14 protein-coding genes and 1 tRNA gene are annotated in these 12,837 nt (G+C 62.9%); 10 read left to right on the top strand and 5 right to left on the bottom strand.

The window, feature by feature from the left end; all coding sequences use genetic code 11:
* Nucleotides 1-8: 8 nt before the first annotated feature.
* Nucleotides 9-404 carry a hypothetical protein gene (locus tag ACEN9G_RS30530; protein ID WP_413346196.1) on the top strand — a complete coding sequence of 132 codons (396 nt, stop codon included), beginning with the start codon at nt 9-11 and terminating at the stop codon, nt 402-404.
* 42 nt (nt 405-446) lie between these two features.
* Here the strand turns inward: ACEN9G_RS30530 and ACEN9G_RS30525 are convergent, their stop codons facing one another.
* Nucleotides 447-923, bottom strand: coding sequence for a glycine zipper domain-containing protein (locus tag ACEN9G_RS30525; RefSeq protein ID WP_413388323.1), 477 nt, complete (start codon nt 921-923; stop codon nt 447-449).
* 206 nt (nt 924-1,129) lie between these two features.
* On the opposite strand from ACEN9G_RS30525, the gene ACEN9G_RS30520 reads away from it, so the two are divergent.
* The gene (locus ACEN9G_RS30520) at nt 1,130-2,272 is read left to right on the top strand and encodes a metallophosphoesterase (RefSeq protein WP_413345717.1); all 1,143 of its coding nucleotides are present in this window, start codon (nt 1,130-1,132) and stop codon (nt 2,270-2,272) included.
* A gap of 81 nt (nt 2,273-2,353) precedes the next feature.
* Nucleotides 2,354-3,799, top strand: coding sequence for a M20/M25/M40 family metallo-hydrolase (locus tag ACEN9G_RS30515; protein ID WP_483127473.1), 1,446 nt, complete (start codon nt 2,354-2,356; stop codon nt 3,797-3,799).
* A gap of 44 nt (nt 3,800-3,843) precedes the next feature.
* Here the strand turns inward: ACEN9G_RS30515 and ACEN9G_RS30510 are convergent, their stop codons facing one another.
* The 3 genes from ACEN9G_RS30510 to ACEN9G_RS30500 all read right to left on the bottom strand — a co-directional run bounded on the left by ACEN9G_RS30510 (nt 3,844) and on the right by ACEN9G_RS30500 (nt 6,160).
* On the bottom strand, nt 3,844-4,188 hold the full coding sequence (locus ACEN9G_RS30510) for an Lcl C-terminal domain-containing protein (RefSeq protein WP_413342514.1): 345 nt from the start codon (nt 4,186-4,188) through the stop codon (nt 3,844-3,846).
* Between the two features lie 187 nt (nt 4,189-4,375).
* On the bottom strand, nt 4,376-5,047 hold the full coding sequence (locus ACEN9G_RS30505; protein WP_413342512.1) for an SOS response-associated peptidase: 672 nt from the start codon (nt 5,045-5,047) through the stop codon (nt 4,376-4,378).
* An 84-nt stretch (nt 5,048-5,131) separates the two neighbouring features.
* Nucleotides 5,132-6,160 carry an acyltransferase gene (locus tag ACEN9G_RS30500; protein WP_413342510.1) on the bottom strand — a complete coding sequence of 343 codons (1,029 nt, stop codon included), beginning with the start codon at nt 6,158-6,160 and terminating at the stop codon, nt 5,132-5,134.
* Nucleotides 6,161-6,393: 233 nt separating this feature from the next.
* Here ACEN9G_RS30500 and ACEN9G_RS30495 point away from each other — a divergent pair, with 233 nt between their 5' ends.
* From ACEN9G_RS30495 to ACEN9G_RS30465, 7 genes are all read left to right on the top strand, one after another.
* The gene (locus ACEN9G_RS30495) at nt 6,394-7,533 is read left to right on the top strand and encodes a GGDEF domain-containing protein (RefSeq protein ID WP_483127471.1); all 1,140 of its coding nucleotides are present in this window, start codon (nt 6,394-6,396) and stop codon (nt 7,531-7,533) included.
* 70 nt (nt 7,534-7,603) lie between these two features.
* The gene (locus tag ACEN9G_RS30490) at nt 7,604-8,572 is read left to right on the top strand and encodes a glycosyltransferase family 2 protein (protein ID WP_413342508.1); all 969 of its coding nucleotides are present in this window, start codon (nt 7,604-7,606) and stop codon (nt 8,570-8,572) included.
* A gap of 562 nt (nt 8,573-9,134) precedes the next feature.
* A tRNA-Leu gene (locus tag ACEN9G_RS30485) sits at nt 9,135-9,219 on the top strand.
* 102 nt (nt 9,220-9,321) lie between these two features.
* Entirely contained in the window at nt 9,322-10,260 is a 939-nt protein-coding gene (locus ACEN9G_RS30480) for a reverse transcriptase domain-containing protein (RefSeq protein WP_483127470.1), read from the top strand.
* Nucleotides 10,214-10,681, top strand: a complete 468-nt coding sequence (locus ACEN9G_RS30475) for a helix-turn-helix domain-containing protein (RefSeq protein WP_413346384.1) — start codon at nt 10,214-10,216, stop codon at nt 10,679-10,681. The genes ACEN9G_RS30480 and ACEN9G_RS30475 overlap by 47 nt, the downstream gene beginning before the upstream one ends.
* Nucleotides 10,678-11,214 carry an IS630 family transposase gene (locus ACEN9G_RS30470; RefSeq protein ID WP_483127432.1) on the top strand — a complete coding sequence of 179 codons (537 nt, stop codon included), beginning with the start codon at nt 10,678-10,680 and terminating at the stop codon, nt 11,212-11,214. Before ACEN9G_RS30475 ends, ACEN9G_RS30470 begins: the two co-directional genes overlap by 4 nt.
* A complete protein-coding gene (locus ACEN9G_RS30465) occupies nt 11,207-12,220 on the top strand; it encodes a group II intron reverse transcriptase/maturase (protein ID WP_413346062.1) in 1,014 nt (337 codons plus the stop codon). The genes ACEN9G_RS30470 and ACEN9G_RS30465 overlap by 8 nt, the downstream gene beginning before the upstream one ends.
* A gap of 311 nt (nt 12,221-12,531) precedes the next feature.
* On the opposite strand, the gene ACEN9G_RS30460 is transcribed toward ACEN9G_RS30465, so the two are convergent.
* On the bottom strand, nt 12,532-12,798 hold the full coding sequence (locus ACEN9G_RS30460) for a hypothetical protein (RefSeq protein ID WP_483127469.1): 267 nt from the start codon (nt 12,796-12,798) through the stop codon (nt 12,532-12,534).
* Between the last annotated feature and the right edge of the window lie 39 nt (nt 12,799-12,837).

Here is a 12,837-nt window from a genome sequence, read left to right as displayed (position 1 = left end):
AGGAAGCCATGTCCAAAGCCACGTTCAGTGCCCGGGTATTCGCCTGCTACGTCTTCGTCGTCAGTACCGTGCTCGTCGTCGCGCCGAACGTGCTGCTGGGGATCTTCGGCATCGCTTCCACGTCCGAGGTGTGGATCCGCGTTGCGGGTGTACTCGCATTCAATATCGGCATTTACGCGTGGATCGGCGCCAGGCACCGGCCGTTCCTGGAAGCATCGGTCTACACGCGTGCGCTCGTGTGCGCCGCGTTCGTCGTCTTTGCACTGCTCGGCTTGGTCAGCCCGATGATCGTGCTGTTCGGCCTCGTCGACCTGGCGGGCGGCATCTGGACGTGGGCCGCGCTGAAAGCCGACGCGCGTGCCGTTGCGTCCGCGCCGGCCGGGCTGCACGCGAACGCGCAATAAAAAACCGCGCACGAGGCGCGGTTCCCGGATCTGGTGCTGCGATCAGCGGTGCCAGCCACGGTCATGGCCGCGGTCCCAGCCGCCGCGGTCGCGGTCGTAGCCGCCGCGGTCGCGGTCCCAGCCGCGATGACCGCCGCGGTCGTGGTCGTAGCCGCGGCCCCGTTCGACGACGACGACGTCCGGGCGCGAGTTGTAGTAATAGCGGGGCGATTCCACATACACCGGACGCGACTCGACGTAGGCCGGTGCCGACTGGTAATAGCCGCCGGAATAGCCGCCCGAGTAGGCGTAGCCGCGGTTGCGATAGTAATAGTCGTCGTTGGTGCGGACCGAATTGCCGACCGCGGCGCCGATGGCACCCCCGACGAGCGCGCCGTCGCGACCACCCACGCTGCCGCCGATGGCGGCGCCGGCCAGTGCGCCCACGACCGTGTTCACCCCCCGATCGCCAGCCATTGCCGAGGTGGACACGGCAGCTGCGGCCAGGAGCATGGCACCAATGCATTTTTTCTTCAACATGGTTAGTTCCTTGCGCCTCAACGGGGATCGGGATGATCGCAACTACGCCAGGCATGCAATCATCATAGATACATCCGTGTATGCTGCCACGCGTTAATACAGATTATTACATCTGCTTCCGCCCCGGTAACATCGGTTACAGGCAGGCCTTGCAGTCGGCGTTCGCCGCCCCATCTTGGAAGCGTCATCGACTGTACGAACCTACCATGGCCCGTCGGCGTTCTTTCGTTTCCATCCTTGCCATCCTGGTGCTGTTGCACGCCTATATCGGCCTGCGGCTGTTGCCTGCGCTGGACGCCGGTGTCATCGGCATGCTGGCGGGGGTCGTGCTGCTCGCCGTGTCGGCCGCGCTCGTGCGCATCGGCCTCGTCGCGCCGAGCCTGCGCCGCACGCGCTGGACCGAACCGCTCACGTGGGCCGGGCTGCTCGCGATGGGTTTGTTTTCCTCGCTGTTCGTGCTGACGCTGCTGCGCGACCTCTTGCTGCTGGCGCTCGCGCTCGGCGGCGCGGGCGGGCCCGGCTTCACCCACGACAGCGCCGTCGCGGTCCCGCTGCTCGCACTGGCCATCACGTGCATCGGTTTCGTCAACGCCCGCCGCGTGGCGCGCGTCGTCAAGGTCGAGGTGCCGATCGACGGCCTGCCGGAAGACCTGCACGGGTATTCGATCGCGCAGATTTCCGACATCCACGTGGGCCCGACCATCCGCCGGCCTTACCTGAACGCCATCGTCACGAAGGTCAACGCGCTCAGGCCGGATGCCATCGCCATCACGGGCGACCTCGTCGACGGCAGCGTGCAGCGCCTGGCCCTGCACACGGAACCGCTGGCGCGCCTGTCCGCGCCGGACGGTACGTTCTTCGTCACCGGCAACCATGAATATTATTCCGGCGCCGAGCAATGGATCGCGGAAGTGCGCCGCCTGGGCCTGCGCGTGCTGCTGAACGAGCACGTGATCCGGCACCGGGGCGGAGCCAAGCTCATGATTGCCGGCGTCACGGATTACACGGCGCAGCATTTCAATCCCGCCCACAAGAGCGACCCGCACCTCGCCGCCGCGGGCGCGCCGGACGACGTCGCCGTGCGCATCCTGCTGGCCCACCAGCCGCGTACGGCGCCGGCCGCGGCCGACGCCGGCTTCGACCTGCAATTGTCCGGCCATACCCACGGCGGCCAGTTCTTCCCGTGGAATTTGTTCGTGCCGCTGCAGCAACCATTCGTCGCCGGCCTGAACCGCGTGCGCTCCCTGTGGGTGTACACGAGCCGCGGCACCGGGTACTGGGGGCCGCCGAAACGCTTCGGCGCGCCGTCCGAGATCACCCTCGTGCGCCTGGTGCCCGGCCGCGTGTGATTGAGTACGCCAATATATTTCCCCAAAAACAAGCGGATGCGTTATCGTTTTGGTTTTTCCACCGACCAAAGGATTGCAAGCATGAATCGCCTCCGTCTCCCCGCCTTGAGCCTGCTCGCCGCCTGCCTGATGGGCAGTACCGCGAACGCCGCCACTCCCGGTAATGATCCGGCCGCGCTCGCCAAGGTGCGCGATACGGCCTTGCAAAGCGATTACGCCTACCAGCGGCTGGAAGACCTGACGGACCTCGTCGGCCCGCGCCTGTCGGGTTCGCCCGGCGCCGCCGCCGCCGTGACGCAGGTCGCCGACGAGCTGCGCAAGCTGGGCGCCAAGGTCACGCTGCAACCGGTCAAGGTGCCGCACTGGGTGCGCGGCGAAGAGAAGGGGGCGCTCGTGGACTACCGGGGCCGTCCCGCCGGCGTCACGCAAAAGATCGTGCTGACCGCGCTGGGCGGATCGGGCGCGACCCCGGCCGCCGGCATCACGGCCCAGGTGATCGTCGTGCGCACGTTCGAAGAACTGAAGGCGCGCGCGGCCGAAGTGAAGGGCCGCATCGTCCTGTTCGACGTGCCGTTCGACCAGAACATGGCGGACCGCGGCCTGGCAGGCACCGCGTATGGCCAGGCCGTCGCGTTCCGCGGGGCCGGCCCGCGCATGGCGGCCGAGATGGGTGCCGCGGCGGCCCTCGTGCGCGCCGTCGGCGGTGCCGCTTACCGCATCCCGCACACGGGCGCCACGCTCCTCAAAGACGATGCGCGCATCCCGGCGGCGGCCGTCACGATCGAAGACTCGCTGCTGATTTCGCGCCTGTCGAAGCGCGGACCCGTCACGATGCACCTGACCCTGACGCCGCAGATCCTGCCGGACGCCGACAGCTACAACGTGATCGCCGACTGGCCGGGCACCGACAAGGCCGACGAGATCGTGATCGTGTCGGGCCACCTGGATTCGTGGGACCTCGCCACCGGCGCCAACGACGACGCGTCCGGCGTCGTCAGCGCGATGGAAGTGATCAACACGCTGCGCAAGCTGGATTACCGCCCGCGCCGCACGATCCGCGTCGTCGCCTGGATGAACGAGGAGAACGGCGGCCGCGGCGGGCACACGTATGACGCCGTCAACAAGAAGCTCGCCGAGAAGCATTTCGCGGCGTACGAGGACGACGGCGGCTCGGGCCGTCCGTTCGGCCTGCACGCGGGCATCGGCGTGGCCGGCGCGAAGCTGCTCGCGCCGCTGCAGGCGGCCCTGTATCCGATGGGCGCGGGCGCATTCCGGCGCGACGACGTCGTCGGTGCCGGCGACCTGCACGACCTGGAAGATTCGGGCGTGCCGACCTTCGAACCGTGGATCGATTCGTCCGATTACTTCAATTATCACCATACCCCCGCCGATACCTTCGATAAGGTGGATCCGGAAAACCTGCGCCGCCACGCCGCCGTCATGGCGACGACGGCCTGGTTCCTGGCCAACATGGATCAGCCCATTGGCCGCTCCAACGTCTTCACCGAGGCGAAAACGACGAAGTAAGAGCAGCAGCGCTGCGGCAGGCGGCGCACCGCCTGCCGTGGCCGTCATCCGGCGTCGATACGCCGGATCGCGCGGGCATGCCCGCGGAACGGACGGCCATACACGGTCTGGATGCCGCTGGCAAAATTCTGCCCCCAGACCAGTTGCGGCCGTGTGTCGTGGGACTCGTTCGACCAGTACCAGACGCGGTCGAAACCTTCGCGCAGGTTGGCGAACAGCAGGGCGAGTTCGCGCCGTGTCGGCAGCCCGCCTTGCCGCGCGGCAGCCCATTCGCGCGCGGCAGGCCAGCTGACGTCGGACGCTTCGTCCGGCAACAGCACCAGGTGGTAGTCGGACTCGCCGTTCTTGCCGAGTATCAGGCCGGCATAGGCTTCGCCTTCCTTCAACATTTCTTGGATCCTCAGGTAGTCACCCATTGCGCAACCCTTTCGTCATGTCTTGCGGTCTCGTATGACCATCGATCGCCGCGCTTGGTTGCGACATTCGATACGACCTAGCTCATAACGGCGTTTGCGATAATGGTTCTCAGCTGTCGTTGTGAAGGTGACTTGCTGCAATTGTTGACTTTGGGATACGTCAGTCGTCGAGCGGCCGGGTGATATCCGGCCCGTCGGCGCCGGCCCGGTTGACGGCCGTGCTGACCTTGTACCATTCGAAGGCATCCGCCGGCACGGCCGCATGGCGCGCCAGTTCGATGGCCTGCTGGGGCGACAGGCCCGGATCGAGCCAGAGTTTCGCGTCTTCCGCCTCCAGCACGACGGGGCGGCGGTCGTGGATGTCCAGCATGCCGCCGGACGCGTCGTCCGTGACGATGACGAAACCCGCCTCGGCGCGGTTCTCCTCGAACGGGCCGAAGTTGGCGACGGCCAGCATGAACAGCGGGGCGTGGTCCTTGCGGTGGATGTGCCACGGCTGCTTGTGGCCCTTTTCTCCCGTCCACTCGTACCAGCCCTCGGCGGGCACGATGCCGCGCCCGTTCTTGACGAGCCGCGACCAGTAGCGGTTGGCCAGCTTTTCCAGCCGGGCGTTGATGACGATGGGCACCTTGCCTTCAGCCCATTTCGCGCGGTAACTCCAGAACACGTCGTCCACGCGCTGCTCGCCGTCCTGCACGTGCATGACGGGGCGGTAGGTGCCGGGCGCCGCGTTCGTCGTCGGTCTCGACTCGCTGTCGAACACGGCGTCGGTCCAGCCGATCAGGTTGGCGTAATGGCGCGCGGTCTGGCTTTGGTCAAATCGTCCACACATGGGACGATGGTAGCGCAGATGGGCGACGCCGGTCGTCCGTTAGGGCGCGCCGTGCGGGTCGGTCCGTACTTGGTGGCGCCGGATTCATGCGACGAGGCGGCGCGTGGGCGCGAACCGCCACAACAATCCCGTCAGCGCCAGCGACAGCGCGAAGACGAGGGCGACGACGATGATATCCCGGCCGGGGACGGCGCGCAGCGGCGCATCCGGGCCGGCAAGCAGGTCGACGAACAGGAAGTGCGACGCATAGATGCCCAGCACCAGCGGCCCGAGCCCGGCGAGGCGGGGACAGCGCAGCGGCGCCGGATCCGACAGGGCCAGCATCGTCAAGCCCAGACCATAGAAATAGGTGCCGAGCACGAAATCCTGTGCCATGTTCGTACCCCAATGTGCGTGCAGCCAGGCGACCTCCGCCAGCTGGAGGGCCAGTCCGCCCAGCGCCAGCGCGGGGCCGAGCCGGCGCCATGCGGGCCGCGGACCCAGGCGCTGCAGACGGACGCCGGTGACGAACATGATCAGGCTGAAGCACAGCCCATTGCGCATGTTGACGTGCGTGTGGAAGCCGATGGGCGTGTCGGCATACGCCTTGCCGGCAAGGCCGATTGCGTACAGCGCCAGCGCCAGGACGACGAGCGTGTGCTCCATGCCGCGCGCGAGCAGGACGCCGGTCACGAGGGCCGCCAGTGCAAGTGCCGGCAGGAACCACAGGTGGGCCTTGGTGCCTTGCAGCAGCAGGGTGGGCAGGCCGGGCAGGGGGCGCGTGGCGGCTTCCCAGCCCACCGCCGCGACCGTGATAAGGAAATAGATCGCGGACCAGGCGACGAACAGCACGAGGACGCGCCGGGCGAGGGCCACGCCGGCCGTCCGGCATACGGCACGGTCCTGGCAGCGGCCGGCCCAGAAATAGCCGGACAACATGAAGAACAGCGGCACGGCGAAGCGTTCCAGCTGGTCGCACACCGTGCGGGCGTCGAAGCGCAATCCGACCGCGTCGGGGCCTGCGCGCGGCGCGGTGTGCAGCGCGATGACGGCGGCGATCGCCAGGACCCGGAAGACGTCGACGGCCTGGATGCGCGCCGCGGCGGACCGGCCGCCCTGTTGTTTCTGCATCATCGTGGTGGGCATCTTTTCAACGATTTTGCCGAAAAGCGCGTGAATAGTTCCTTCTCGGCAAGATCATTCGACTCAAATTTGCTAAACTCATGGTTTATTGCTATCGCGCAATTTCGCGCGCGATTCCCGGGACTCGTGCCAGTCTCGACAGTGTTGCACGTCCAGCCCATCCAGCCCGTTTCGATTTGAGCGCCTTACTCCTATTATTTGTCACCATCGCACTGTCGGCGATCATGCTGATGGTCCTGCGCTCGCTGGCAAGTAGCGGGGTGCCCGGCATGCGCGAGTGGACGGTCGCGAACGTCCTGGCCATCGCGGCGCTGCTGCTGTTCGCCGGCCGCGGGCGGATCGCGGACGTGCTGTCGATCGACATCGCGAACCTGCTGTTCCTGTGCGCGCCGGCGCTGATGCATGCCGGCTTCCAGCGCCACCTCGGCCGCCCGGCGCCGTACGGTGCGCTGGCCGTGCTGGTGGCCGCGTCGACCGCGGCGCTGGGCGCATTCCACTACGTCGTGGATGCGATGGCGGTGCGCGTCGCGCTGTCGTCCCTGTTTCACGGCATCGTGTACGTCGCCATGGCCTGGGGGCTGCGGCCCTGGGCGCAGCCCGGCCGGGCCGGTTATCCGATCCGGTTCGCGTTCGGCGCCGCGCTGACCCTGGCGGCGGCCCACGCGGTGCGCGCGCTGATGTACGCGACCCACCATGACGCCCAGGTCGCGCTGTTCGACGCTTCGCCGGTCAACCTGGTCTGCTTTGCCCTCGGCACGCTGGCGCTGCCGGGGCTGACCCTGGGCGCCGTGATGATGGCGAACGCCGGCCTGATCGGCCAGGCCCGGTATGCGGCGGAACACGACCACCTGACGGGCGCCTGGTCGCGCCGCGCCTTCTTTGGCCGCGCCGGGCGCGCCCACGCGGATGCCGTGCGCGCGGGCAGGACGCTGTCGGTGCTGATCTTCGACGTCGACCATTTCAAGTCCATCAACGATACCCACGGCCATGCCGTCGGCGACCTTGTGCTGGCCGACCTCGTCGCGCGGACGGGCGCCGTGCTGCGCGGCGACACCTGCGCCCGGCTGGGCGGGGAGGAATTCGGCGTCCTGCTGCCGGATTCCGATGCGGACGCGGCCATGTCGCTCGCCGACGAATTGCGGCGCACGCTCGAACAGGCCGCCGTGGCCGGACCAGGGGGCGTGACCGTGCGCTACACGGTCAGCCTGGGGGTGGGCAGTCTCGATGACGGGGAGTCGCTGGCAAGCCTGTTGCAGCGGGCGGATGCGGCGCTGTATGCGGCCAAGCGGGGCGGGCGGAACCGGGTCGCGGATGCACGGCTCGTGGACGGCGAGCGATGTAAGTACGCAACGCCAGGCAGTTAGCGAGTAGGAATTTTCCTACAGCTGGGCTACTATCTGGCAATCGTTCTTATATTTAGAGCATTGGCAATCCATGCACACCCCTACCGTCACCGTCATCGCCCTCTGCTATAACCACGAGCGTTTCGTGCTGGACTGCCTGGAGAACATTCGCGCCCAGACGTTCCAGGACTTCGAATTGATCGTGATCGACGACTGCTCGCGCGATCATTCGCCGCAGGTCATCGCGAACTGGCTGGCCGAGCATTATCCGGCGGCCCGTTTCATCCGCCACGAGGTCAACCGCGGTATCTGCGCCTCGCTGAACGAAGCGCTGGCGCTGGCGCAAGGTACGTACATCAGCATGACCGCCACCGACGACACATGGCTGCCGCACAAGCTGGAATCGCAGGTGGCGCTGGCGCAATCGCTCGACGCCGACACGGCCGTCATCTATGCCGATGCCGGGCAGATGGACGAAGCGGGGAAATTGCTCCCCAAACCCTTCATCGAGGCGCATGGCGTCACCGACCCGCCGCAGGGACGGATCTTCAGCAGGCTGGCCAACGGCAATTTCATCCCCGCCATGGCGACGCTGATCCGGCGCGACGCACTGGAGGCCGTCGGCGGCTACGACGAACGCCTGAATTACGAAGACTACGACATGTGGCTGCGGCTGGCGGACCGTTATGCCTTCGCTTTCCAGCCCGAGGTCGTGGCGCACTACCGTATCGTGGCCACGTCCGTCGTGCGTACCGTGTTTGCCCAGCCGAGCGCCTGGTATCACCACTCGAATTTCCTGATCCGCCAGAAATGGTTGCGCTCGGGCCGCCTGACGCGGCAACAGCGCGCGCTGTGGGCCGACAAGATGTGGTGGGCGGCCTATGGATTGTTCGTCCTCGACGACCGGCGCGCCGCGTCCTGCCTGTGGCTGGCGTTCCGCCACTCCGGCCGGCCGCGCGCGGCGGTGCTGGCCTTGACGTTCCGGCTCGGGGTGTCGCGCGCGCGGCTCATGCGCTTGCGCCGGGTCGTCACCGGGATGACCCGGGGCACGCCGACCTGACCTTCAAGCCGGAATGACACCCGCGCCATCGCGGTCAATATTGCAATTTCGACCCTGATCGGGTCTGGCTGTGCTAGAATTTGGCGCGCTGCCCGGATGGTGAAACTGGTAGACACCCGGGACTTAAAAGTGCGCCCGTAGAGGGCGATGGAACGTAGTTGCAGGCATGCAATGTCACTGAAAGCAGAGTGACTAAACCAGCGTCTTACCTGAGAGGGAAACCTCGTAAGGGACTGTAGCATGACGTGAAAAGTCACAAAGGGAAAAGTGTCCGCTTTCCCGGCGTGGCAGGTAGAACGGATATGGTAAGAGCTAAACTGCTCGAATCCTAGTCAGAGTGCGGTCTACCGTATCGATGGGGAAAGGACACCGAGGCCCCATTCCACGATGATGTTGATCAAGATTTTAAGGGTCACCATAGTTTTCCGTCGTGGCACAGCCCCGACGAGGGGACTAAATGACGAAATGGGTACCTAAGTCCGGCGCAGCGTTCGATCGTTAACGCGGGGATGGCCTAAATCGCGTAAGCGATATGGTCACGGAGTGATCATAGTAGAGTGACGCCTCGGTGGTGAAATTGGTAGACACACAGCACTTAAAATGCTGCGCTTCACGGCGTACCGGTTCGACCCCGGTCCGAGGCACCATTACTCCCCTAATAGGGAGGGGGCTCGACCCCGTAAGGGGAAGAAGCTCAGAAGGGTCACAGGCAATGTTGATAGTCAAACAATGGTTGGGTCGGATGACCTATGAAGATCATAGAGAGACTAGAGACTCTAAGAAGGTTGAACCGCGACCCTAACTGGGTCAACGACAACATCTTTAGGCTAGTGAGCTCACCACAGCTGGCGGTGCTTGCTTGCGAGCGAATCAAATCCGCTCCTGGAAACATGACCGCGGGTGAAGACAACGTCACCTTAGACGAAATTTCCCTTGAGGCACTACAAGATATTTGCGCATCCGTGCGTGATGAATCGTACGAGCCTCGCCCAGTGCGGCGAAAGTTTATCCCGAAAGCCGATGGAAAGTTACGGCCACTCGGCATCCCCTCGCCAAGGGACAAGATCGTCCAAGAGATGGTTAGAGAAATCCTCGAATCTATCTACGACAATGCTGAATCTCCAACGTTCTCTGAGCACAGTCACGGATTTAGACCGCGAAGAAGCTGTCACACGTCGATCAGGGAGTTCACTAGTTGGCAGGGCGTCAAATGGCTGGTGGAAGGTGATATCAATGGGTTCTTCGATAACATCGACCATAATGTTCTGATTAACCTGCTGCGAAAGCGGATCAGGGACGAAAAGTTCATTAACCTCATTTGGAAATTCCTGCGAGCAGGAGTGCGAGAGGAAAATGGTCAACTGACCAAATATAAGCTTGGCACTCCGCAGGGCGGCATCATCAGCCCTATCCTCGCAAATATCTACTTGCACGAGTTTGACTTGTGGGTTGAAAGACAACAGGGTATTCACAACAAGGGCAAGAAGAGAAAAGCCAATCCAGCTTGGCGGAAGCTTAGTAGCCGTCGAGACAGACTACTCAAGCAAGGAGTAGGAAGGGAATCTGAAGAAATCAAGGAACTAAGTAGTCGCCCAATTTTTGCTGTCAAAGCTAAATTGATCACGCAGCAGGGGTTGGGCGATGAAGCACTTGGAGTTGTCCGAAGACGAGCGGCGCACGCTGCGTGAGATGGGCGTGTTCCACCCGCATCCGCGGACACGGATGCGCGCACAGGGAATTTTGCGGTTGAGTCAGGGATTAACGCTGCAGAAAACGGCGGATGAGTTCGGGGTGCACCTGAACAGCGTCGAGCAGTGGAGGCAACGCTGGAACAAGCTTGGCCTGGCCGGATTGTACGAGGGGCGTCATACCGGTCGACCAAGGAAGTGGACGCCTCAGCAGCAGCAGGCTCTTGGCGAGTTGGCGCATTCCGAGGGCGGAAGCGTGGTTGCACTGCTGCGCCAGATCGAGCAATGCCGAGACCATGCGTCGATCAGCGAAAGCACAGCCAAACGGTATCTCAAGGAGATGAATTTCACGTACAAGCGCTATCGGTACGCTCTAAAAAAAAGCGAAATCAGGTGGCGTTCGAGCACGCCAGAAAAGTGATCAACGCACTGGCCAAGCTCGACCATGAACAACGCTGCGAGCTGCTGTACTTCGACGAATCAGGCTTCAGTCCAAATCCTCCCGTGCAGTACGGCTGGGGCAGGATCGGCGAGACCCGGGCCGTCGAACCGCTCGCGCACCGACAGCGCGTGAATGTGCTTGGAGCCTTGCGTCACGACGGCCAACTGACCTGGAGCACTCAGCAACGGCCGACGACACGCGACGATGTGATCGCATTCTTCGATCGGATTGCGCTCCAGCCTTACGCGGTTCCACGCATCGTCTTGATCGACAATGCCGGTATTCACAAGGGCGACCTGATGGAGAAGAAGCGACGCCAGTGGGCCAAACACGGGCTGTATCTGTACTACTTGCCTCCCTATAGCCCGGAGCTCAATCGGATCGAGATCTTGTGGAAGCATGCCAAGCATTTCTGGCGCCGCTTCGTTGCCAGGAACGGCGCAGATTTGCTCGACGAGATTCAATCCTTGATGAGTGGCTTCGGCAGCAAGTTCACGATAAATTTTGCATGACTACTTAGAACGTCTTGCGTCCGCAATTCCCACAGTCATGGTCAATGATCCGGACTTCTGTAGGGTGTTTTATACCCGGTATGCAGATGACTGGGTAATCGGGATCGTGGGAGACAAGGAGTTTGCTCAGTCTATAAAGGACGAGGCGACACTATTCCTGAGAGATGTTCTAAAACTTGAGTTGTCACCGGAGAAAACACTTATCTCCCATGCTAAGAACGGAAAGTCGGAGTTCCTCAGCTTCCGAATCTTAGTTGGGGACGGCGTTCGAAGGACCAAGGTTAGACCCGAGGGCCAAAGAGCCGCCGTCAGAAGGACAACGGGTTGGCAACCCAGAGTTGACGTCCCAACACAAAAGCTAGTCGAAAGGTTGCAAAAGGCTGGATATTGTAAAACGGTCAGAGGCAAGACCTTCTTTCCCTGCTCCAAGAAAGCTTTTGTTGCTCTTGAAGATCACGAAATTGTGATGCGCTTTAACAGCGTCTGGCGAGGCATTTACAATTACTACGCTATATGCGACAACGCTGCGCAATTGCGAAGGGTCATGTATCTGCTCCAGTACTCATGCTTGATGACCCTGAGTCACAAGCATCGACGAAGGGTTCCGGCAACGATCCGAAAGGTTGGTGTATTTCCGAGAGTAGCATATATGCTAGCGAACGGGGAAACGAAAGAGGTAACATTCTGGCGCCCGCCTGTTTGGAAGCGCGAAGGAGCGGCCTTCGTCGGGCTGGAAGATATTGATGTAATTCTGGCCAAGGTGTATCGATTAACCCGTACCCATTTGAATCACCCTTGTGCAGTATGCGGCTCCGAGAGTAGCGTGGAAATGCACCACGTCCGCGCTTTACGCAAAGGCAACAAGAGCATCACTAATGGGTTCAACCGTATTATGAGCGCCATCAATCGGAAGCAGATCCCGCTGTGCAGGAAATGCCACGACGATGTACACGCCGGAAAATATGACGGAATCGGCCTGTCCGACCTCTCATATATTCCGCAATGATGGTAAAATTTGCTGGAAAGCCGGATGCTATGAAAGTTGCACGTCCGGTTTGGTGGGAGCTTGGTGAGCGTCCTATAAAAAAATAGGCATCGCCAAGCGACCCAACTCCCGTGCCAGCGATGGCGTGCCGGTTCGATCCCGGCTCCGGGCACCAGGTGCCTCTGCGCATTTGGCAGCTAGCCGCCACTTCTTTTCCCGACTGCGATCGTCCCGCAAAATGCGAGGCATTCCGCAATGATCGTCTTGCCTTGAATCTGCCTGACCAGAGCGCGGTCAATATCAACAGATAGTTATTGAGCATGGTGCAAACCTCAACCGTTGGTTTGTAAACTTTCTCGACGGTGAGGATGCGCCGCCCCGAACGGCCGCACGACGGCCGCCGCCGCCGCCACCAGCACATGCGGCGGACGCGGCGCCAGCCGTCGCCCCCTTGGCCGCGTCAGCACGCGCAACGCGACGTCGAACGCCACGCCGTCCTCGTGCAGGAGGCGGGCGGCGCGGGCGGTGCCATGGTGCCGGCTGGCGTCCAGCACGGCCTCGATGAACATGGCGGAGATGCGGTCATGGCGTCGATTCATCGTTCGCTCCCTGAAGGCTGAGTCCGTATCATTGTGCGC

The sequence above is a fragment of the Massilia sp. Masssp94 genome (genome assembly GCF_059491305.1).
The sequence above is the reverse complement of the archived record's forward strand: the minus strand, read 5'-3'. Positions and strand labels throughout refer to the sequence as shown.